The organism is Pantoea sp. M_9 (genome assembly GCF_008631385.1).
GTDB lineage: Bacteria > Pseudomonadota > Gammaproteobacteria > Enterobacterales > Enterobacteriaceae > Pantoea > Pantoea eucrina.
The window spans coordinates 558,690-578,506 of record NZ_VWUF01000001.1 but is presented as its reverse complement, the minus strand read 5'-3'; the positions used below and the strand labels follow the sequence as shown (position 1 = coordinate 578,506).

The following is a 19,817-nucleotide window of genomic DNA, read 5'->3' as shown; positions in this document are numbered from 1 at the left end:
ATGAAAAAACTAAAAATTGTTTCAGTTGTAGGAACGCGTCCGGAAATTATCCGCCTGTCGCGCGTGCTGGATAAACTTGACCAGTACTGTGAGCATATTCTGGTTCACACCGGTCAGAACTACGACTATGAGCTTAACGAAGTCTTTTTCAACGACCTGAATGTGCGTAAGCCGGACTTCTTTCTGGATGCTGCGGGAAAAAACGCGGCAGAAACGATTGGCCAGGTGATCATTAAGATTGACCAAGTGTTTGCCGAAATCCAGCCGGAAGCGATGCTGGTCTTAGGGGACACCAACTCCTGCATCTCTGCTATCGCGGCTAAACGTCGCAAAATCCCCATTTTCCATATGGAAGCGGGTAACCGCTGCTTTGATCAGCGGGTACCTGAAGAAACCAACCGCCGTATCGTTGATCATACCGCAGATGTTAACCTCACCTACAGCGATATTGCGCGTGAATATCTGCTGGCTGAAGGCCTGCCGGCAGATCGGGTTATCAAAACCGGTAGTCCGATGTATGAAGTGTTAACGCACTACATGCCGCAGATTGATGGCTCTGATGTGCTTGAGCGTCTGCAGCTTCAGGCAAATCAGTTCTTCGTTGTCAGCGCTCACCGGGAAGAGAATGTCGATTCGCCGAAGCAATTAGCTAAGCTGGCGGATATTCTGAATACTATTGCTGAGAAGTATCAGCTGCCGGTTATTGTCTCTACGCATCCGCGTACCCGTAACCGCATCGAAGCCAACGGCATTGTATTTCACGAAAAAATTCAGCTGCTGAAACCTCTCGGATTCCACGACTATAATCACCTGCAGAAACATGCCCGTGCAGTGCTTTCTGACAGCGGAACCATCACTGAAGAGTCGTCAATCATGAACTTCCCGGCGCTGAATATTCGCGAAGCGCATGAACGTCCGGAAGGGTTTGAAGAAGCTTCGGTCATGATGACGGGTCTGGAGCGCGATCGCGTACTGCAGGCGCTTACCGTGCTTGAGACTCAGCCGCGCGGCGAAGAGCGCTTGCTGCGCCAGGTCTATGACTACAGCATGCCGAATGTATCAGACAAAGTCGTCCGGATTATTCACTCCTACACTGACTACATTAAACGGGTTGTCTGGAAAGAGTACTGATGAAATTTGCTTTTATAATTGACGATTATCTTCCGCACAGTACCCGCGTCGGCGCAAAAATGTTCCATGAGCTGGCGCAGGAGTTCATTCAGCGTGGTCATAGCGTTACGGTTATTACTCCGGATGCAAATCTGCAGCACGCGTTGCAGGAGGATATGTTAGAGGGCGTTACCGTCTGGCGTTTCAGAACGGGCCCCATAAAAGATATCAGTCATATTCAGCGGGCAGTGAATGAAAGCCTGCTGTCAGTGCGTGCGTGGAGAGCGGTACGTCATAAGATAAAAGCAAACTCATTCGATGGCGTCGTGTACTACTCTCCCTCTGTTTTCTGGGGATATTTAGTCAGGAAGATCAAACAGCGTTGTGCATGCAAATCCTACCTGATTCTGCGTGACTTTTTTCCACAGTGGGCCATTGATGCGGGCATGATTAAGCAGGGCTCGCTAACCGAAAAGTATTTTCGCCATTTTGAGAAAAGCCTTTACGATGAAGCCAGCGATATAGGCCTGATGTCGGAAAACAACCTCAGGCTGTTTATGCAGCATAATCCGCAGAGAAGGGCCGGAGTGCTACGCAACTGGGCCAGCATTGAACCTGCTCATGCAGGGGATAGTGAATACAATTCGATTATCAACGCATCCGGCCTGCAGAATAAAACGGTGTTTTTCTACGGCGGCAACATTGGCCATGCGCAGGATATGGCGAACCTGATGCGGCTGGTAAAGAGCATGCAGGCTTTTCCGCAGGCGCATTTTTTGTTTGTCGGGCAGGGTGATGAAGTCACTCTTGTTAACAAACTCGCTCAGGAATGGGCGTTGACAAACTTCACTTATTTGCCGTCGGTGGATCAGAAAACGTTTAAATATCTGCTGACTGAAGTTGATGTCGGTCTGTTTTCTCTGGCAGCGAACCATACCTCACATAACTTCCCGGGAAAACTGCTGGGTTACATGGTGCAAAGTATCCCTATCCTCGGTAGCGTCAACAAAGGTAACGATCTAGCCGATATCGTTAATGCTAACAAAGCCGGAACGATTTTCATCAACGGTGAAGATGAGCGTCTGCTGCAGGCGGCAATAAACTTTACGCAGGATGAGACATTGAGAAAAGAGATGGGCGCGGCTGCTTATCAGCTGCTACTGGATCAATTTTCAGTGGGCGCTGCTGCAGGTCAGATAGAAAACGCGTTTGGGGTGAATAATGAGAGTCATTGATAAGGCCGTTACCGAGCAGCTCTACCGGGATGCAGAGCTGTCAGTGCGCAAACGCGCGCATCTTCTTATGCATGCTTCCCATGATGACAAAGTTCAGCGTCTGCTGATTGGTTTAGTCAGCGGAAGCTTCGTTGAGCCTCACTACCATGAGCTTTCGCATCAGTGGGAGCTGTTCACGGTGCTGGAAGGAGAGCTGGATATCCGGCTCTATGATGAACAGGGTGCTGTGGTACGTCAGTTTGTTGCGGGGCCACGCTCGGGTATCACGCTGGTTGAATTCAGTCCTGGTGATATTCATAGCGTTGAATGCCTTTCAGAACGCGCCCTGATGCTTGAGGTCAAAGAAGGACCGTTTGACCCTGCGTTTGCAAAAGCCTCTCCGGCATGGGCAGATAACTAAGCCATTCATTTTTTGGGTTATCTGATTTCATGCCTGGCATTTACGCAAATGAGCCGGGTGAAGCATCTTAGGCTATCTAAATCTGAGATGAGTGAGTTAACATCGAAGTACTTTTGTGCTGCTAATCACATCAGCAGTAAATACATCTGACAGGAGTATGTAATGTCTAAGCAACAGATCGGCGTAGTAGGGATGGCAGTAATGGGCCGTAACCTGGCTCTCAATATCGAAAGCCGTGGTTACACCGTTTCTATCTTTAACCGCTCACGCGAAAAGACTAATGAAGTCATTGCTGAAAATCCGGGTAAGAAGCTTGCTCCATTTTACACCGTAGAAGAGTTCGTTGAGTCACTGGAAAAGCCGCGCCGTATTCTGCTGATGGTGCAGGCGGGTGAAGCGACGGACAAAACCATCGCATCGCTGACGCCGCATCTGGATAAAGGCGACATTCTGATTGATGGCGGTAACACCTTCTATAAAGATACTATCCGTCGTAATCAGGAGCTCAGCGAGCAGGGCTTTAACTTCATCGGTACCGGCGTCTCCGGCGGTGAAGAGGGCGCGCTGAAAGGCCCTTCTATCATGCCTGGCGGTCAGAAAGAAGCTTATGAGCTGGTTGCCCCTATCTTCGATAAGATTGCTGCCCGTGCAGAAGATGGCGACGCCTGCGTGGCGTACATCGGCCCGAACGGCGCGGGTCACTATGTGAAGATGGTGCATAACGGTATCGAATATGGCGATATGCAGCTGATTGCTGAAGCTTATGCGCTGCTGAAAGGTGCGCTGGGTCTGAGCAATGAAGAGCTGGCTGAAACCTTCACCGACTGGAACAACGGCGAGCTGAGCAGCTACCTGATCGACATCACCAAAGATATCTTCACTAAAAAAGATGAAGAGGGTAACTACCTGGTTGATGTGATTCTGGATGAAGCAGCAAACAAAGGCACCGGTAAGTGGACCAGCCAGAGCTCGCTGGATCTGGGTGAGCCGCTGTCGCTGATCACTGAATCTGTCTTTGCCCGCTACCTCTCTTCACTGAAAACGCAGCGCGTTGCTGCCTCTAAAGTCCTGAGCGGTCCGCAGGCGCAGGCAGTAAGCGGTGATAAAGCTGAGTTCGTTGAGAAAGTGCGTCGCGCGCTTTATCTGGGCAAAATTGTCTCCTATGCGCAGGGCTTCTCACAGCTGCGTGCGGCATCAGAGCAGTACAGCTGGGATCTGCAGTATGGTGAGATCGCGAAAATCTTCCGTGCCGGCTGCATCATTCGTGCACAGTTCCTGCAGAAAATCACCGACGCCTATGCTGCCGATGCCAATATCGCCAACCTGCTGTTAGCGCCATACTTCAAAGATATCGCTGACCAGTATCAGCAGGCGCTGCGCGATGTGGTGGCTTATGCAGTACAGAACGGCATCCCGACCCCGACCTTCTCCGCAGCTATCGCGTACTATGACAGCTACCGTTCAGCGGTGCTGCCTGCTAACCTGATCCAGGCGCAGCGCGACTACTTTGGTGCGCATACTTACAAGCGTACCGATAAAGAAGGCGTATTCCACACCGAGTGGTTAGAGTAACTGTTCTTAACACCTCCCGTCCGGGAGGTGTTTTTTTATGCTGATAATGATTGGCGAGTACTGAATTTATGAATGCAAACAATAAGCCCGGACTGAATAACGATCCGGGCGTTCTGGCTTCAAACAATAATGATGAAATAGATTTGCTCGACATAATTGTCCAGCTGTGGAAAGGCAAGTGGATAATTATTGCGACGATGGTAGTGATGATGTTGTTAAGCATTGTCTATTTAAGCNAAAAATGGACGTCTGAGGCCATTGTTACGCAGCCTTCAGCGGGACAGGTTGCCAGCTATAACGCTACGCTGAGCGTGCTCTATGCGCAAAATATCCAGGAAAAACCGTCAGTTACCGATCTGCAAAACCAGCTGTTTGGCCGCTTCAGCGCCTCAATGAATGCGCTCGCTGGCGCTCTGGCAAATCAGGAAGAGCCTGAAACATTAAAAATCAGCCAGGTGAATAAAGGCAGTAATGATGCGCTGACTATCTCTTTTGTCGCGCAGAGTGCAAAAGAAGCGCAGGCGCAGCTGAAAAAGTATCTTACGACTGTGAATAACGAAGTCGTCAGCGATTATGGTCAGGATATAAAACATAGCCTGGGCGTGAAAGCTAAAGAGCTGAAAGAAATTCTGGATGCGCACAAGCAGATCGCCATTAACAAAAAACAGCATCGTCTTGATGTGATTACTCAGGCGCTGAAGGTAGCGGAAGCGGCTGGTCTTGAAAAATCGCAGCTGAGTCAGGCAGAGTATCTCTCTGATGACACACTCTATCTGCTGGGCAGTGAAGCGTTACGCGCGATGGTAACCAATGAAGCGACCAAGCCGCTCGATTTTGATGATGACTATTATAGTGCCGAGCGCGCGCTGCTCTCAATTACGCACGTCACCATCCAGGCAGACAACCTGCAGTCGTTCCGCTACATCGCTGAAGCTGACCTGCCGATTCGCCGCGACAGTCCGAAAAAGGCCCTTACCCTACTGTTAGCCCTGATCCTGGGCGGCGTGCTGGGTTCGGCTATCGTGATTGGCCGCAGCATCGTCAGCAACTACCGCAGTCGTCACTAAAATAAAAAAACCGGCCTCTGAGCCGGTTTTTTTATGCCATCACATCACCAGCAGCTCACCGCTGCGTCCTGCACTTTCCCCCGCCAGCCGCACCGCCAGCATCCCGGACGTGACAAACTTGGTGAGGTTTCTGGCGTAGAGCACGCCGCCATACTCAGCCACCAGCGGCGTAATGTGGTCGCTGACCGGATCGATCACTTCTGCCACCACTTCCCCCGGTTTAATCCACTCACCCAGCTTACGCCGGTTCAGCAGCAGACCGGAGTAGGGCGCATGAATATATTCACAGCCCGCCAGCGGCGTGGGGGGATGGCGCAGGGCAGGAGAGACGCCCGGATCGCCGCTGATATAGCCACTTTCGGTGAGCGCATTAATGATCGCATCGGCATCTTTTTCCGCCTGTTCCGCAGAGACGTCGGCGACGCCACGCAGCTCCAGCGTCACCGGCAGCAGACCGCGCGGCATCGGATAGTCATCGCCAAAGCGTTTTGCCAGCGTCAGCCAGGGTTCGCAGCACGCTTCGTCGAACGGCTCTCCGCCGGAAATCTGCGCCAGCAGCTGCACCTCGCTGCCGAGCCAGCGCGCCAGCGGTTCCACCTCAGACCAGGCGTGAGGCGTTGTATAGAGGTGCGGCAGCGCATCCCAGTCGCAGTGCAGGTCAATCATCAGATCGGCCTGACTTGCCATACGCATCAGGGTATAGCGCTGCGACTCCAGCTCGGTTCTGGCTATCTGATCGCGGTAGTAACGATCGATAGCATCGCGGATCAGGCGTCTGTTTTCATATTCACTCTGCGTCAAAGACCCCGCCAGTTCAGCGGCCAGCTTCTCACCCAGCGCCGGAAAGCGCCGGTTAAAATCCTGGCCAGAGAGAGTATGAAAACGTCCCAGATGCGTGCCGTGCCAGTGCTGACCCAGCGCCAGCGGATTGGCTACCGGGACCAGCGTGATTTTGGCTTTCAGCTTGCCGGCGGACTCCAGCGCCAGCAGCTTCTGTTTGAGATACCAGGCAACCGCCATACCCGGCAGCTCATCGCCGTGCAGAGCGGCCTGAATATAGACGCGCTTTTGCGAGTCGGTACCGAAATGAAAGCTGACTATCTCTCGCTGGGTGCCCAGCGAGGCGCTCAGTAATGGATGATGTTGTTGTTGCATAGGGCGGCCGGTGTCCTGTTTCTGAGGCTGCAGTAGCGCGCAGGCCTGTTAGGGTGACTGAACAGAGTATAGTTCCGTCAAAAAAGCGGCGGCAAACGCGCCGCCAGAGATTCACGGCTGGACAGAGATATCTGTCGCGAAGTAGCGCTTCTGAATAGTGTCAAACGTGCCGTTTTTCTTCAGCTCATCAAACGCGCCGTTGAGCGCCGCTTTCAGTTCAGTGTCGCCTTTACGCAGGCCGATAGCGGTGCCAGGGCCAATCAGCGGGTCCTGCACAATCGGGCCGGCCAGCGCAAAATCTTTCCCCTGCGGATGCTTCAGAAAACCGATAGCCGCCTGCGCAGCGTCGGTAAACACCGCGTCCAGACGGCCGGATATCAGGTCGCTTTCTACCTGGGCCTGGTCGCCATACGGCACCACATTGACGCCGTGCGGCTGCCATTTAGCGCGCGCATAACGCTCCTGCACCGTACCCTGTTCCACGCCCACGCTTTTGCCCTTCAGCGACTCTGCGGTCGGCAGCAGGCCGGAGCCTTTACGCGCTATCAGCTGCACATGCGTGTCATACATCGGTTCGGTAAAGTCGATCTGCTTCAGGCGCTCTTCGGTCACACCCATATCGGAGAGGATAGCGTCAAACTTGCGCGCCTTCAGCGCCGGGATCATGCCGTCAAACTGGCTTTCCACCCAGACGCATCTGGCCTGCATCTGCGCGCACAGCGCGTTGCCCAGATCGATATCAAAGCCTACCAGCTTGCCCTGCGGGGTTTTGGATTCAAACGGTGGATAGGTCGGATCAACTGCGAAACGCACCTGATCAATCTTTGCCTGCGCGCCAAAAGTGCAGCCAGCCAGCAGCGCCAGCGCTGCGGTATTGCGCAGACGCGCGGTAAAACGAGAGTGTGCCATAAACGGGTTCTTCTATTGTAAAAGCGGGTATTCCGAGAGTACCCCCCGCAATGGCGAATGGCAATTAGAGGATTATTTTCATCACGTTACCATTATGCAGCCGCGGATAGTGAGCATTCCGGAATGATAAGCAGGGCCGCTGGTGGCGACCCTGAAAATGCGGGATTACTTATGACGGGCGCGCAGGTTGTTAACGATCGCGCTTAAATCCAGATCCTGGTCCTGCAGCAGCACTATCAGGTGATAGAGCAGGTCGGAGGCTTCATTGGTCAGTTCATGACGATCGTTCACCGTGGCTGCCAGCGCGGTCTCCACGCCCTCTTCGCCAACTTTCTGCGCAATACGCTTGGTGCCGCTGGCGTAGAGGCTGGCGGTATAGGAGCTGGCGGGATCGGCATCTTTCCGCGACGCCAGCAGCTGCTCCAGTTGATAGAGGAACGTCCACTCTGGTGCGGCGGGCGAGAAGCAGCTGGAGGTGCCGAGATGACACGTCGGCCCGATCGGGTTCGCCAGCACCAGCAGCGTATCGTTATCGCAGTCTGGCGTAATGCTCACGACCTGAAGAAAGTGGCCGGAGGATTCGCCTTTGGTCCAGAGACGCTCTTTGGTGCGCGAGAAAAAGGTGACGTGGCCTTCCGCCAGCGTTTTTTCCAGCGCCGCCTCATTCATATAACCGTGCATCAGCACTTCGCCGGAGACGTTGTGCTGCACGATAACGGGCATCATGCCCGCGGTTTTGACCCAGTCCAGGCGGGCCAGTTGGTCTGCTGTTAACACGCGCGAATCTCCACACCGTTGTCGATCAGAAAGTTTTTCAGCTCACTGATATTAATAATCTGCTTATGAAACACCGACGCCGCCAGCGCACCATCAACGTTTGCCTGCGTAAAGGCGTCGAGGAAGTGCGGCATGGTGCCGGCCCCGCCGGACGCGATCAGCGGTACGCTGCACACTTCGCGGACCTTCTGCAGCTGAACCAGATCGTAGCCGTTACGTACGCCATCCTGATTCATCATATTCAGCACGATCTCGCCCGCGCCGAGCTTCTGCACTTCCCGCACCCAGTCAAGGGTTTCCCACTGCGTAACCCGGGTGCGCGCTTCATCACCGGTATACTGATTGACGTGATATTTACCGCTCGCCTCATCAAACCAGGTATCGATACCCACTACTATGCACTGCACGCCAAAACGGTCAGCGAGACGGGTGATCAGCGTCGGATCGGCCAGGGCTGGGGAGTTGACCGAGATTTTGTCAGCGCCAAACTGCAGAATGCGCGCGGCATCTTCTTCGCTCCTGATGCCGCCTGCGACGCAGAACGGAATGTCGATCACTTCCGCTACGCGTGAGACCCAGCTTTTGTCGACCACGCGGCCATCCGATGAGGCGGTGATGTCATAAAACACCAGCTCGTCGGCCCCTTCCTGCGCGTAGCGCTGCGCCAGCGGCACAATGTCGCCGATGATTTCGTGATTGCGGAACTGCACGCCTTTTACAACCTGTCCGTTACGCACGTCCAGACAGGGGATTATCCGTTTTGCCAGCATGAAATCGCCTCCGCTACCGTAAATTTATCTTCCAGCAGGGCACGACCAACGATCACGCCCTGCGCACCGCTGCCGCGCAGCGCGGCGATATCCGCCAGCGAGCCGATGCCGCCGGAACTTTGAAAGGCGATGTCAGGGAAAGCTTCTGACACTTCTTTATAGAGCGCCACGTTTGAGCCGCTCAGCGTGCCGTCGCGTGAAATGTCAGTGCAGAGCACGTGCTTCAGGCCCACCGGCTGATACCAGCTAATCACCTCTTCCAGCGTGACGCCCGCCGCTTCCTGCCAGCCGCTGATCGCCACTTCTTTACGATTGCTGGCGTCAATGCGCACATCCAGCGCCAGTACGATGGCGTCGGCACCGAATTCGCTGAACCAGCTTTTCACTTCTTCCGGCTGTTTGACTGCCGTCGAGCCGACCACCACGCGCGTGGCGCCGGCGGCCAGCAGGGCCGCCACATCATCACGCTGGCGAATGCCGCCGCCAACCTGCACCGGCACACTGACGCCGCGCAGCAGCGTGGTCAGCAGCGGGATCTGGCGCTTAGCCGGATCTTTCGCACCGGTCAAATCCACCAGGTGCAGCACGCTGGCACCCTGGCGTTCATACTCCTGCAGGCGCGGCAGCGGGTCGCTACCGTAGTCGCGCTGCTGACCGTAGTCGCCCTGATGCAGGCGCACCACCTTGCCATCAATCAAATCTAACGCGGGGATAATCATTACATCTCCAGGAAGTTTTTCAGCAGCTGCGCGCCCGCTTTGCCGGAGCGCTCGGGGTGAAACTGCACGCCAAAGAAGTTATCTTTCTGCAGCGCGGCGGTAAAAGGCAGGCCGTAGTCGCACTGCGCAATCGTGGCGGCGTTAACCGGCATCGCGTAGCTGTGCACAAAGTAGAAGTAGCTGCCATCCGGAATATCGCGGAACAGATGGTGTCCCGCTTTGGCGGTGATCTGATTCCAGCCCATGTGCGGCAGCGGCAGGCCCTGCGTATCCATCAGCGCCACCGGCTCATCAACGATACCCAGCGTGCTGATGCCGCCATTCTCATCGCTGCCGCGTCCCAGCAGCTGCATACCGAGGCAGATCCCCAGAACCGGCTGCGTACAGGCTTTGATCAGATCAATCAGCTCGCGCTCTGCCAGCTGGTTCATCGCCGCCTGCGCGGTGCCAACGCCCGGCAGCAGCAGCTTATCGGCGCGCAGAACCACATCGGCATCACGGCTCACTTCAGGCGTATAGCCGAGGCGCTCAATCGCCCATCTGACCGACGAGAGGTTGGCGCAGCCGGTGTCGAGAATGACCACGTTCATCACAGCACTCCTTTTGAGCTCGGCAGGGTATTCCCCTCCACGCGGATCGCCTGGCGCAGCGTGCGGCCAAAGGCTTTGAACAAACTCTCCACGCGGTGGTGATCGTTACGGCCTTTGGTTTTCAGGTGCAGCGTGCTCATCATGGCGTAGGAGAGCGAGCGGAAGAAGTGCTCGACCATCTCAGTACTGAGATCGCCCACGCGCTGATAGCTGAACTCCGCTTTGTATTCAAGATGTGGCCGGCCGGAGATATCCAGCGCGCAGCGCGCCAGACACTCATCCATCGGCAGCACAAAGCCGAAACGGCCAATGCCGCGCTTGTCGCCCAGCGCCCTGAGCAGCGCTTCGCCCAGCGCCAGGCCGGTATCTTCCACTGTGTGGTGATCGTCGATATAGAGATCGCCTTTGACGTCGATATTCATGCGAAAGCCGCCGTGTACCGCGATCTGGTCCAGCATGTGGTCAAAAAAGCCGACGCCGGTGTTGATTTTGCTGCCGCCTTCACGGTCGAGCCACACTTCCACTTTGATCTGCGTCTCTTTGGTGTTGCGGTTGACCAGCGCATAGCGGTCGCGTTTGGTAAGCTGCGCCTGAATGGAGGCCCAGCTCTCGCCCTCGGCGCCGTAGCGCAGGCCCTGAATCCCCATGTTTTCCGCCAGCTGCAGATCGGTCTGACGATCGCCAATCACATAGCTGCTGGCTTTATCCAGTGCGCCCTCTGCCAGCCACGCCTCAACCAGCCGGGTTTTGGGTTTACGGCAGTCGCAGTTATCGGCGGGCAGGTGAGGGCAGATCAGTACATCGCTGAAGTTAATTCCCTGCGAGGTAAAGATCTGCATCATCAGCGTATGCGGCGCATCGAAATCGGCCTGCGGGAAGCTTTCGGTACCCAGACCATCCTGATTGGTGATCATCACCAGCTGGTAACCCGCTTCCTGCAGCGCCAGCAGCGCGGGGATCACATCTTTCTCCAGCGCCAGCTTATCCAGGCGATCTACCTGAAAGTCAGAGGGCGGCTCGGCAATCAGCGTGCCGTCACGGTCAATAAAAAGGATCTTCTGGCTCATGCTTGCTCCACGGAAAAGGCTTGCAGCGCGGCGATCAGGCGCTCGCACTCGGTTCGGGTACCAATTGAGATGCGCAGGCATCCGGCAAGACCGGGATTTTTGTTCTGGTCACGCAGAATAATGCCCCGATCCCACAGCGATTTAAACACGGCTGGCGAGTCGGTGAAGCGCGCAAGGATGTAGTTGGTCTCGCTCGGAAACACCTGCTCAACCACGGGCAGCTGCGGTAGCTGCTCATACAGCCATGCGCGGTTCGCGTTGAGTTCAGCCACGTGCTGACGCATCAGCGCAATACCCGCCTCGCTCAGCGCCTGCGCCGCAACGTCAGCGACCGGCGTGGCCAGCGGATAAGGTGCGATCACCTTCATCAGCAGGTCGATAACCGGCTTGTTAGCCAGGGTGAAACCGCAGCGCAGACCCGCCAGCGCGAACGCCTTTGAGAGCGTGCGCAGGATCACCAGATGCGGATACTCCTGCAGCCATGCCGCAAGCGTTGCGGCCGGACAGAACTCAATATATGCCTCATCCGCTACCACCAGCGCTTTACCGGCGGTCATGGCGAGCAGCGCCCGGATATCATCCTGATTGATCAGGTTACCGGTCGGATTGTTCGGGCTGCAGAGGTAAACCACTTTTACGCCATCGAGCTTAGCGGCAATAGCCGGCAGGTTAAGCTGCCAGTCTTCCAGCGCTGGCACGGTACGGTACTCGATACCGATGGTTTCGGCGCTGACGCTGTACATACCGTACGTCGGCGGGCAGAACAGAATGGCATCTTTGCCCGGCTCGCAGAACGCGCGCATCAGCAGCTCAATGCCCTCATCAGCGCCGCGGCTGACCAGAACCTGCTCCGGGGTTAAACCGGCGTAGGCGGCATAGCGCTCAATCACCAGCCGCGGCTGGCACTCCGGATAGCGGTTCAGCGTCTGCTGTGACAGCTCAAACGGCACCGGCAGCGGAAATTCGTTGGCGTTCAGCCAGACGTCTCCGTTGCCGCCCAGGCGACGCGCTGACTGGTAGGGCGTCAGGGCGCGGACGTTAGCACGCGCTAACGCTTCAATTTCAGTGCTCATGCTTGCTCCTTCAGGGCGGCAACGCGCAGGGTAACGGCGTTTTTGTGCGCATCAAGCTGCTCGGCGGCGGCCAGGGTTTCAATGGTGGCGGCCAGGTTCATAAAGCCCTGCGGCGTCAGCTCCTGCACCGTCATCCGCTTCTGAAAATCTGCCAGTCCGAGGCTGGAGCTGGTGGCGGTATAGCCATAGGTTGGCAGGACGTGGTTGGTACCCGAGGCGTAGTCACCGGCAGATTCCGGTGACCAGTCGCCGAGAAATACCGAACCGGCGCTGGTGATAGCATCGACCAGATCGCGCGGCTGGCGCGTCTGAATGATCAGGTGCTCCGGGCCATACTGGTTTGAAATCGCCACGCACTGCGCCAGATCCTGCGCCACAATCAGGCGGCTGCTCGCCAGCGCCTGGCGCGCGGTGGCGGCGCGCGGCAGTGCAGCCAGCTGCGCCTCAACGGCCTGTGCCACCTCTTCAGCCAGCCTCTGCGACGACGTCAGCAGGATCACCTGAGAGTCAGGGCCGTGCTCCGCCTGCGACAGCAGGTCAGAGGCGACAAACGCGGGCGTCGCCCCTTCATCTGCGATCACCAGCACTTCAGAGGGGCCGGCAGGCATATCGATAGCCGCGCCGTCGAGTCGCTGGCTCACCTGACGCTTCGCCTCCGTCACCCAGGCGTTGCCCGGGCCAAAGATTTTGTCCACTTTCGGCACCGATTCGGTACCAAAAGCCAGTGCAGCAATCGCCTGCGCGCCGCCGACCTGAAACACCTCCTGCACGCCGCACAGCTGTGCGGCATAGAGAATTTCATCGGCAACCGGTGGTGGCGAGCAGAGCACTACGCGGCCGCAGCCGGCAATGCGCGCCGGAGTAGCCAGCATCAGCACGGTGGAAAAGAGCGGCGCAGAACCGCCCGGAATATAGAGGCCTACCGACTGCACCGGCCGCGTAATCTGCTGACAGCGCACGCCAGGCTGCGTTTCGACATCCACCGCGGCCAAAATCTGAGCGTTGTGGAAGGTCTCAATATTGCGCACGGCAACCGCCATCGCCTGTTTAAGCTCGTCGCTCAGGCGGGCACTGGCGGCCTGCATCTCTGCCGCAGAGACGCGCAGCTGGCTGACCTGCGCCTTATCAAATTGCGCGCTGAAATCGCGCAGTGCCGCGTCGCCGCGCGATTTCACTTCCGCCAGCACGTTCTGCACGGTGGCGCTGACGGTGGCAGAAGCGGCAATGGCCGGGCGCTGCAGCAGCGCCTGCTGCTGTGCGGCGTCACACTGCTGCCAGCTGATTGGGGTCATCAGGGTGCTCATCGGTTACTCCAGCATTTTTTCAATCGGCAGCACCAGGATCGAGCTGGCGCCCAGCGCTTTCAGTTTTTCCATGGTTTCCCAGAACAGCGTCTCGCTGCTGACCATGTGCATCGCCACGCGGCTCACTTCTCCCGCCAGCGGCAGCACGGTAGGGCGCTCGGCGCCAGGCAGCAGGGCGATGACCTCTTCCAGCCGCTCGCTCGGTGCGTGCAGCATGATATATTTCGATTCGCGCGCTTTGATCACGCCCTGGATGCGCGTCATCATGGTGTCGACCAGCGCCTGCTTCGCCGCCGGCAGCTCGCCGTCGCGCTGGATCAGTACTGCTTTGGAGCGGTAGATCACCTCGACCTCACGCAGGCCGTTGGCCTCCAGGGTGGCGCCGGTAGAGACCAGATCGCAGATCGCATCAGCCAGGCCCGCGCGCGGCGCAACTTCCACCGAGCCATTCAGCAGACAGGATTTAAACGGGATGCCCTGTTTGTCGAGATACTGTTTCAGCAGGTGCGGGTAGGAGGTGGCGATACGGGCATTATTCAGGCACTGCGGACCGGTATAGTCGGCATCTACCGGCATCGCCAGCGACAGGCGGCAGCCGCCGAAATCCAGACGACGCAGCGTAAAGTAGCGCGGATCCTCACCCTGCGAGCGGCGGGTCAGCAGCTCCTCTTCCAGCACGTTCTCACCGACAATACCGAGATCGACCACGCCATCCATCACCAGACCGGGAATATCGTCATCGCGCACGCGCAGGATATCGATAGGCATGTTCTCCGCAAACGCAATCAGACGCTGCTGCTGAAGGTTGATTTTGATGCCGCAGCGCGCCAGCAGTTCGCGTGATTCATCACTTAAACGGCCAGATTTCTGCATAGCTATGCGTAAACGGGTGTTATCTAACATGGTTCCTGTCCTCTTATTTGATCCTGTCTGAACGTGTTACGTTTGCGTTCGCCCATAAAAAAACCCCCGGAAGATGATCTTCCGGGGGTTCTCTTTGCGCTCGCACCACTGGAAGATCCTGAACGTCTCCCAGCACACATCGCCTGAAAGACTAGTCAGGGTGATGGTGGTGATGATGGTTGAACTGAACGCGTGTCATAATAAATTCCGTTGCTGAATGAGTATTCATTTGCGTGCTGATTAACCTAGCGAAGATGGCGCGGCTTGGCAACCCTTTTTTAACGTCAGTTTACGGAACCTTCCGCAACACTTTGCGCTGGTTTGCCGGGCAGCGCCGCTCTAAGATGAGATAACGATGGCGCGCAACAGCAGGAGCAGAGATGAAACGAGTCGCGATTACGGGTCTGGGCTGGCTGGGGATGCCGCTGGCAATGGCGCTGACGGCGCGGGGCTGGGAAGTGACCGGCACGAAAACCACGCCGGATGGTGTTGAAGCCGCGCGGCGCTGCGGCATTGAGGCGTATCAGCTGAAACTGACGCCGGAGATTGAGTGTGATGCTGACGAACTTGAGGCGCTGATGCAGGTGGATGCGCTGGTGGTTACGCTGCCGGCCAGCCGCACCGTGCAGGGGGCTGACGCCTATATGCAGGCGGTACAAAACGTGGTGGACACGGCGCTGGCAAGTCGGGTGCCGCGCATTATTTTCACCAGCTCCACCTCAGTCTACGGCGCAGGCGAGGGGATCATGAAAGAGCAGAGCGCGCTGCAGCCGGAGACAGTTGCCGGCAAAACGCTCGCCGAGCTGGAGCACTGGCTGCATGGCCTGCCGGGCACCAGCGTGGATATTCTGCGGCTCGCCGGTCTGGTAGGGCCGGATCGCCATCCTGGCCGCTTTCTGGCCGGCAAAACCGGGCTGGAACAGGGCAGTCACGGCGTGAACCTGGTGCATCTGGATGATGTGGTGGAGGCGATTATGCTGCTGCTGCAGCGTCCCAAAGGCGGACATACCTATAACCTCTGCGCGCCGCATCATCCGTCGCGGGATACGTTTTACCCTGACGTGACGAAGAAGCTGGGCCTGGCGCCACCCACGTTCAGTGCGCAGTCCGGCCGTCCGACCGGCAAACTGATTGATGGCACAAAAATCTGCGATGAGCTCGGCTTTGAGTATCGCTATCCCGATCCGGCACGCATGCCGCTGGCATAAACCCGGCGGGAGACGTGCGTCTCCCGCTGCGGCTCAGACGCCCAGCCGATCGCGCAGCGCATACCATACGGCGCCCATCGCCGTCAGAGGAACCTTAAACCGGCGTCCGCCGGGGAACGGCAGGTGCGGCAGCCGGGCAAAGGCGTCAAACCGCTCCGCCTGACCGCGCAGCACCTCGGCAATCAGCCTGCCGGCGAGATGCGTGCAGGTTACGCCGTGGCCGCTGTCGCCCTGCATAAAATAGGCGTTCCGCTCCAGCTGACCAAACTGCGGCATACGCGACAGCGTCAGCAGGAAGTTACCGCTCCAGCGGTGGCTGATTTTAATATTGCGCAGCTGCGGAAACGTGCGCTGCAGCTTGGGCAGGATCAGGGCGTCAATATCAGCCGGTTCGCGCGCGCCATATACCACGCCGCCGCCATACAGCAGACGGTTATCCGCGGTAAGACGAAAGTAATCGAGCAGATAGTTACAATCTTCTACGCAGTAGTTGTTAGGCAGCAGCCCGAGCGCCTGGTCGCGGCTCAGCGGTTCAGTGGTCACAATCTGCGAGCCGCACGGCATGCTTTTGCGGCTCAGGCGCGGCTCCAGCTGCGATGGCAGATAGGCGTTGCCGGCAAAGATCACAAAGGTGGCATGCACCTCCCCGTGCGCGGTGGTAATGCGGTGCGGTGCGCCGTAGTGCACGGCGAGGGCGGCGGAGTGTTCATAAATACGCCCGCCGTGGCGGCGGATCGCTTCCGCTTCCCCCAACGCCAGGTTCAGCGGATGCAGATGCGCACCGCGCTTATCCAGCAGGCCGCCGACATAGCGATCGGTAGCGATTTCCCGCCGGATGCCGCGCTCATCCAGCAGCTCCAGGCTCTGATTGCCGTAGCGCGCCCAGCTCGCCTGCTGACGACGCAGATGGCCCATCTGCCGCGGGTTGAGGGCAGCGAAAATACCGCCCGGCCGGTAGTCGCAGCTGATGGTGTAGCGATCGATACGGTCGCGGATAATATCGGCACCCTCAAACATCATGCTGCCGAGCATCGCGGCGGTCTCCTTACCGTAGCGCTGCTCAATCACATCCACGTCGCGGCTATAGGAATTAACCACCTGACCGCCGTTACGTCCGCTGGCACCAAAGCCGATGGTGGCCGCCTCCAGCACGACCACGTCGTAGCCCGCTTCGGTCAGAAACAGCGCCGAGGAGAGACCAGTAAAGCCGCCGCCGATAATACAGACGTCGCACTGAATACTCTCCTGCAGCGCAGGCCAGGGGGCGTGCGGATTAGCGCTGGCTGCGTAATAGCTCTCCACATGGTGCATCACATCCTCCTCAGGGTCGTGCCCGGTGATAATCGCTGGCGGCCTGAATAAATGCAGTAAACAGCTGGCGTGAAACCGGGTTCTGCTCAGACTGCCACTCCGGATGCCACTGTACCGCCAGCGCAAAAGGGTGATGACGCAGGCTCACCGCCTCAATCACGCCATCTGCGGCGCGTGCTTCTATGCGCAGCTGCGGACCCGGCGTGCGAACGCCCTGCGCATGCAGTGAGTTAACGGCAAAGGGGGTCTGGCAGTCTGGCAGCTGACTCAGCAGCCCGCCCGGTTCCGGCGTGACCAGGTGTGCCGCAGCATACTGCTGTGGCAGCGGCAAAGCAGGATCTTCACGGTGATCCTGAAACCCGTCAACCTGATGCAGCTGACGATAGAGCGCGCCGCCATTGGCGACCACCAGCTCCTGCAGGCCACGACAGATACCCAGCAGCGGCATCTGCCGGCTGGTGGCCCAGGTAATGGCCGCAAAGGCCAGGCGATCGCGCCCCGGATCGCTGTGCGCTTCGCTGCCCGCTTCGCCATAGTGCCAGGGTTCAATATTGCTGGGGCTGCCGGGCAGCAGCAGGCCGTCCAGCAGCGCCATGCTTTGCGCCAGCAGCTTTGGTGCCTGCAGCAGCTGATGCGGCAGCGGCAGCGGTACGCCACCGGCGGCGACCACCGCATCCAGATATTTATTGTGCAGCGTCTGAGCGGGGTGGGGACCGGCCATGTTCTGGCACATCACTATTCCGATCAGCGGTTTTACAGCATCTGTCATCATCGGGTTACCACGCTGAGAGTGCTGACGCTCTGCCGGCAAATTCAGGCAGGCGTTTAAGCGAGCCTGTTATTCTCAATCTAATCTGCCCGCGCCGAACTGCAAACCAGATTGTTACATTTGCACACTATTTGTGTTGGCGCTATGTTAGAGCTGTAGTTCGGAATTAAAGCATCGCGCAAACCTCATTAACGGTAACTGGCGGGTGGTATATGACGAATATCGTGGAAGTAGAAGATTTCACGCGGCACAGTGAAGAGAAGCGAACAAGCGCGTTCCAGCTGGAGGTGAAAACCTGGCTGGAACGCCATCCCGAAACGCAATATGTCGATATCCTGTTAAATGATTTAAATGGTGTTTTTCGCGGTAAGCGCATCCCTGTCGCCGCGCTGCCAAAGCTGGAAAAAGGGTGTTACTTTCCCGCCTCTGTGTTTGCCATGGACATTCTCGGCAACACCGTTGAGGAAGCCGGTCTCGGACAGGCGCTTGGCGAACCCGATAACCTCTGTATTCCCGTTCCTGGCACGCTTATCCCTTCTGCTTCCGATCCGCAACGCATCGCCCAGCTGCTGCTGACGATGTGCAACCAAGATGGCACTCCCTTTGACGTTGAACCCCGAAACGTGCTGAACCGGCTGTGGCAGCAGCTGCGCAATCGCGGGCTGTTTCCGGTGGTAGCGGTAGAGCTGGAGTTCTATCTGGTTGATAAGCAACGTGATGCCGGCGGCTTTATTCAGCCGCCGTGCTCGCCGGGCAGCGCAGAGCGCAACATGCACTGCCAGGTCTACTCCGTGGATAACCTCGACCATTTTGCTGATGTGCTGCGCGATATCGACGCGCTGGCGCAGCAGCAGGGTATCCCGGCAGATGGCGCCCTGGCGGAAGCCTCACCGGGCCAGTTTGAGATCAACCTGCATCACACGCAGGACATCCTTAAAGCGTGCGACGACGCGGTGCTGCTGAAGCGACTGGTGCGGCAGGTGGCGGAAAATCACGGTATGACCGCCACGTTTATGGCGAAGCCCTATGAAGAATATGCCGGCAGCGGCATGCACGTGCATATCAGTATGCTCGACGCGGCGGATCATAACGCTTTCTCACTGGATGATGGCAGCAACTCGCCGCTGCTGAAGCGCGCGCTGGCGGGCATGATTGACCTGATGCCGGCGTCAATGGCGCTGCTGGCGCCCAACGTCAATGCTTACCGACGCTTCTCGCCAGAGTCGTTTGTGCCGCTGCAGGCGTCGTGGGGACACAACAATCGCACCGTGGCGCTGCGTATTCCGTGCAGCGACAAAGAGAACCATCGCGTGGAGTATCGCGTGGCGGGCGCGGATGCAAATCCCTATCTGGTCATGTCAACAATTCTTGCCGGTATTTTGCACGGCCTGGATAATCAGCTACCTTTACCTCATGCGGTGACCGGGAATGGTCATGCAGCGGAGGGGCTGGCACTGCCGATTCGCCAGAGCGACGCGCTTTATGAGTTTGAGAGCAGCTACCCGCTGCAGAAGCTGCTGGGAGAGCGTTTCAGCCGCGTGTGGCATAGCTGCAAGCAGTGTGAGCTGCGCGAATTTGAACGGCTGATCACCGCCACAGAGATTGACTGGATGCTAAAGAACGCCTGACGCACAGAAGAATTGCGTTAACGTCTTGTGTCGATGGCATAAGTTGGGGCAAAATATGCCCCCTGCAAAAGACAGAACATAGCCGACGCACTGAGCGTCGGTTATTTTTTTGCATAATGTTTTTAATACATACATAACCGAGGCCGGACACGTATCCGGATAGATAGACACCGAAACACGCTTCTGCGTGAGATTTGAGGAACAAAGATGGGACTGTTTACAATTGCACCAGCACTGGCTGGTTCTCGCT

At 57.3% G+C, this 19,817-nt stretch carries 20 protein-coding genes and 1 other annotated feature; of the genes, 7 read left to right on the top strand and 13 right to left on the bottom strand.

Annotated features, from left to right (window positions below; genetic code table 11):
• The 5 genes from wecB to wzzB all read left to right on the top strand — a co-directional run bounded on the left by wecB (position 1) and on the right by wzzB (position 5,384).
• Positions 1–1,131: a non-hydrolyzing UDP-N-acetylglucosamine 2-epimerase gene (gene wecB / locus F3I15_RS02660; RefSeq protein WP_150016449.1), complete on the top strand. Its 1,131-nt coding sequence runs from the start codon at positions 1–3 to the stop codon at positions 1,129–1,131.
• Positions 1,131–2,345 carry a glycosyltransferase family 4 protein gene (locus F3I15_RS02655; protein WP_150016448.1) on the top strand — a complete coding sequence of 405 codons (1,215 nt, stop codon included), beginning with the start codon at positions 1,131–1,133 and terminating at the stop codon, positions 2,343–2,345. The genes wecB and F3I15_RS02655 overlap by 1 nt, the downstream gene beginning before the upstream one ends.
• Complete coding sequence (locus tag F3I15_RS02650; RefSeq protein WP_150016447.1) at positions 2,332–2,745, top strand: WbuC family cupin fold metalloprotein; 414 nt, start codon at positions 2,332–2,334, stop codon at positions 2,743–2,745. Before F3I15_RS02655 ends, F3I15_RS02650 begins: the two co-directional genes overlap by 14 nt.
• A gap of 162 nt (positions 2,746–2,907) precedes the next feature.
• Positions 2,908–4,317, top strand: coding sequence for an NADP-dependent phosphogluconate dehydrogenase (gndA, locus tag F3I15_RS02645; RefSeq protein ID WP_150016446.1), 1,410 nt, complete (start codon positions 2,908–2,910; stop codon positions 4,315–4,317).
• 68 nt (positions 4,318–4,385) lie between these two features.
• On the top strand, positions 4,386–5,384 hold the full coding sequence (gene wzzB, locus F3I15_RS02640; protein ID WP_150016445.1) for an LPS O-antigen chain length determinant protein WzzB: 999 nt from the start codon (positions 4,386–4,388) through the stop codon (positions 5,382–5,384).
• A gap of 39 nt (positions 5,385–5,423) precedes the next feature.
• Here wzzB and F3I15_RS02635 read toward each other — a convergent pair whose 3' ends face one another.
• The 11 genes from F3I15_RS02635 to hisL all read right to left on the bottom strand — a co-directional run bounded on the left by F3I15_RS02635 (position 5,424) and on the right by hisL (position 14,850).
• Complete coding sequence (locus F3I15_RS02635; RefSeq protein ID WP_150016444.1) at positions 5,424–6,539, bottom strand: succinylglutamate desuccinylase/aspartoacylase family protein; 1,116 nt, start codon at positions 6,537–6,539, stop codon at positions 5,424–5,426.
• 111 nt (positions 6,540–6,650) lie between these two features.
• Positions 6,651–7,448: an ABC transporter substrate-binding protein gene (locus F3I15_RS02630; protein WP_150016443.1), complete on the bottom strand. Its 798-nt coding sequence runs from the start codon at positions 7,446–7,448 to the stop codon at positions 6,651–6,653.
• Between the two features lie 165 nt (positions 7,449–7,613).
• A complete protein-coding gene (gene hisIE / locus F3I15_RS02625; protein WP_150016442.1) occupies positions 7,614–8,225 on the bottom strand; it encodes a bifunctional phosphoribosyl-AMP cyclohydrolase/phosphoribosyl-ATP diphosphatase HisIE in 612 nt (203 codons plus the stop codon).
• Positions 8,219–8,995, bottom strand: coding sequence for an imidazole glycerol phosphate synthase subunit HisF (gene hisF / locus F3I15_RS02620; protein ID WP_150016441.1), 777 nt, complete (start codon positions 8,993–8,995; stop codon positions 8,219–8,221). The genes hisIE and hisF overlap by 7 nt, the downstream gene beginning before the upstream one ends.
• Positions 8,977–9,714, bottom strand: a complete 738-nt coding sequence (gene hisA, locus F3I15_RS02615) for a 1-(5-phosphoribosyl)-5-[(5-phosphoribosylamino)methylideneamino]imidazole-4-carboxamide isomerase (RefSeq protein WP_150016440.1) — start codon at positions 9,712–9,714, stop codon at positions 8,977–8,979. The genes hisF and hisA overlap by 19 nt, the downstream gene beginning before the upstream one ends.
• Complete coding sequence (gene hisH / locus F3I15_RS02610) at positions 9,714–10,304, bottom strand: imidazole glycerol phosphate synthase subunit HisH (RefSeq protein WP_039385312.1); 591 nt, start codon at positions 10,302–10,304, stop codon at positions 9,714–9,716. Before hisH ends, hisA begins: the two co-directional genes overlap by 1 nt.
• On the bottom strand, positions 10,304–11,371 hold the full coding sequence (gene hisB, locus F3I15_RS02605) for a bifunctional histidinol-phosphatase/imidazoleglycerol-phosphate dehydratase HisB (protein WP_150016439.1): 1,068 nt from the start codon (positions 11,369–11,371) through the stop codon (positions 10,304–10,306). The genes hisH and hisB overlap by 1 nt, the downstream gene beginning before the upstream one ends.
• Entirely contained in the window at positions 11,368–12,444 is a 1,077-nt protein-coding gene (gene hisC, locus F3I15_RS02600; RefSeq protein WP_150016438.1) for a histidinol-phosphate transaminase, read from the bottom strand. Before hisC ends, hisB begins: the two co-directional genes overlap by 4 nt.
• A complete protein-coding gene (hisD, locus tag F3I15_RS02595) occupies positions 12,441–13,748 on the bottom strand; it encodes a histidinol dehydrogenase (RefSeq protein ID WP_150016437.1) in 1,308 nt (435 codons plus the stop codon). Before hisD ends, hisC begins: the two co-directional genes overlap by 4 nt.
• Before the next feature lie 3 nt (positions 13,749–13,751).
• Positions 13,752–14,651 carry an ATP phosphoribosyltransferase gene (hisG, locus tag F3I15_RS02590; RefSeq protein WP_039385304.1) on the bottom strand — a complete coding sequence of 300 codons (900 nt, stop codon included), beginning with the start codon at positions 14,649–14,651 and terminating at the stop codon, positions 13,752–13,754.
• A 54-nt stretch (positions 14,652–14,705) separates the two neighbouring features.
• Positions 14,706–14,827: a sequence feature (His leader region), on the bottom strand.
• A complete protein-coding gene (hisL, locus tag F3I15_RS02585) occupies positions 14,803–14,850 on the bottom strand; it encodes a his operon leader peptide (protein ID WP_100396937.1) in 48 nt (15 codons plus the stop codon). It overlaps the preceding feature by 25 nt.
• Positions 14,851–15,031: 181 nt before the next feature.
• Between hisL and F3I15_RS02580 the strand changes: the two genes are divergently transcribed.
• Positions 15,032–15,859: an SDR family oxidoreductase gene (locus F3I15_RS02580; RefSeq protein ID WP_150016436.1), complete on the top strand. Its 828-nt coding sequence runs from the start codon at positions 15,032–15,034 to the stop codon at positions 15,857–15,859.
• 33 nt (positions 15,860–15,892) lie between these two features.
• Here the strand turns inward: F3I15_RS02580 and F3I15_RS02575 are convergent, their stop codons facing one another.
• Complete coding sequence (locus F3I15_RS02575; RefSeq protein WP_150016435.1) at positions 15,893–17,170, bottom strand: FAD-binding oxidoreductase; 1,278 nt, start codon at positions 17,168–17,170, stop codon at positions 15,893–15,895.
• A gap of 10 nt (positions 17,171–17,180) precedes the next feature.
• Positions 17,181–17,942 (bottom strand): gamma-glutamyl-gamma-aminobutyrate hydrolase, encoded by a 762-nt coding sequence (gene puuD, locus F3I15_RS02570; protein ID WP_150016434.1) that lies wholly within the window; start codon positions 17,940–17,942, stop codon positions 17,181–17,183.
• Positions 17,943–18,151: 209 nt separating this feature from the next.
• Between puuD and F3I15_RS02565 the strand changes: the two genes are divergently transcribed.
• Positions 18,152–19,567: a glutamine synthetase family protein gene (locus F3I15_RS02565; protein ID WP_150016433.1), complete on the top strand. Its 1,416-nt coding sequence runs from the start codon at positions 18,152–18,154 to the stop codon at positions 19,565–19,567.
• Positions 19,568–19,817: the final 250 nt, after the last annotated feature.